This is a genomic window from Candidatus Magnetobacterium casense, assembly GCF_019173545.1.
Classification (GTDB): Bacteria; Nitrospirota; Thermodesulfovibrionia; order Thermodesulfovibrionales; family Magnetobacteriaceae; genus Magnetobacterium; species Magnetobacterium cryptolimnobacter.
Genome location: NZ_JABXWD010000551.1, coordinates 1 through 1,846, shown reverse-complemented (window position 1 = coordinate 1,846; position 1,846 = coordinate 1). Strand labels below are relative to the sequence as shown.

At 49.0% G+C, this 1,846-nt stretch carries 2 protein-coding genes; both read left to right on the top strand.

Annotation, left to right across the window (positions count from 1 at the left end; translation table 11 throughout):
• Positions 1-661 (top strand): hypothetical protein (locus HWQ67_RS17440; RefSeq protein ID WP_218253971.1); only part of this gene is annotated, 661 nt, incomplete at its 5' end.
• A gap of 927 nt (positions 662-1,588) precedes the next feature.
• Positions 1,589-1,846, top strand: a 258-nt coding sequence (locus HWQ67_RS17435) for a hypothetical protein (protein WP_218253970.1), incomplete at its 3' end; no start/stop codon positions are given.

Here is a 1,846-nt window from a genome sequence, read left to right as displayed (position 1 = left end):
ACAAATCCTGTCTACCGACGGCCAGTCATATGTGCGTGTGCCTACTGGCACTACCGCAGGCCCGATCGGAAATGGCACTTCTAACTCTCCACCTTCTGGTGGTCAGATTAATAACATCACGTCTTCCAGTTCTGGTATACCCAATACTGGTGATTGGACTGTTGCGTTTGCGCCTAAGTTAGATGACCTTGCTAACAGTGTACAGTTCAGGAATATGTACGATGCATACAGGATTGACCGTGTAACGGTTGAGGTACAGTACCTTCACAACTCATCTGCTGTCGATGCCACTCAGAGTGTGCTCCCAACATTTTGGATGTATTTCGACCAGGACGATGCTACTGTACCCGGTGATATCTATACGGTTATCCGTAAGACTGGCGTGAGGAAGTTTCAGCCTAACTCTCTGCGTACTTCCACCAAGTTTTCTTTCGCCCCCCGGGTGGCCATCGGTGCGCTGCAGGGACCCCTCAGCGGTACACTTTCCGCCGCAATGGTTGGAAAGCCACGCCAGTGGATAGATTGTGCGAGTTCTAATATCTCGCATTTTGGTTTCAAAATGGCTTGTCAGGATTTTCCTATTCCTACAGCCACATACAATGCTGTCAGGCTCAACTATACATATCACGTGAGCTTTAGGTCTCCCCTGCTCACCAGCTAAACTGCGTTTAGGCACTGCCGCTGAGGCGCCCGGCACAGCGACCGAAGGGAGCCAAAATCACTTTTGCCTTGCCGGGAACTATGGAAGAAGAACCGAACCGGGTTCTTCTCACCCATGACGAAGAACCCGGATCGGTTCTTCTACATAGGTTTGGCAAAACCATCGGACGGACGAAACACTCCGTCACAATAGCATCATTTAGAGTTACTACTTGACCTCTTGATGATGCTAACAGCAGACGAACGGACCGACGGACAGAAAATCTCATGCCCAGGTATACCCCCGGCATGCCCTGTCCTGAATGCACCCGTCTGCTCACTGCGTTGGAAACTTATAATAAAAGTTATTCCCGGCGCTACCAAGCCTACCAGGATGGAGTAGCCAACTGGGAACGTCATAAGCCAACGAACCCCGACATCCCTTATTCTCCCAAACCCGTATTTAATGAGTCGTATGACTCTATCGGGAAACAAAGGGAGATGATAGCACACCTTGAAAAGTGTAGCTATAAGAAAAAACACATAGGCAATGGCACTTATAGTGGTCCATTTGCCTTTACTCTAACGAAATCGCCCAGTGATGACCTAACCGTCGCGGATATGTTATCCGCCGTGGAAAAAGTCATGAATCAAAAAAGTTGCCCGGTTACTCAGTATGCATGGTATCTGGAGTACAAGGGTGTAGACGAGGATGGGTTACCAAACCATCCGCACATACATGGTATGTATGAGACTGAGTCTCAAGGGCGTATAGAAGCGAAACATTTTAAGCGCGCTTGGCCTATTTGGAAGGAATCTGTAGAACTAGGTAGAGGCCACAGGGGTGGGTACCACGCCCCCGTTAGAGCAGAAGAGGGATATAAGGATTATATCGCAAAAGATGGCGGGATAGGCAAATGTAAAATCCAATCGGACGACATATAGTCATATGATTATCTCTTTAAGAGGTATACACATGAAGTCGTACCTGAAGCGTAAGATGAAGAAGTACGCAAAGAAGGCTGTCGCCGCGAGGCGCAGAGCTCGTCGTCGGAACCCTCAGTTTAAAACCTACAAGTTCCGATTTCAGTTGCCCCCACAAATCCTGTCTACCGACGGCCAGTCATATGTGCGTGTGCCTACTGGCACTACCGCAGGCCCGATCGGAAATGGCACTTCTAACTCTCCACCTTCTGGTGGTCAGATT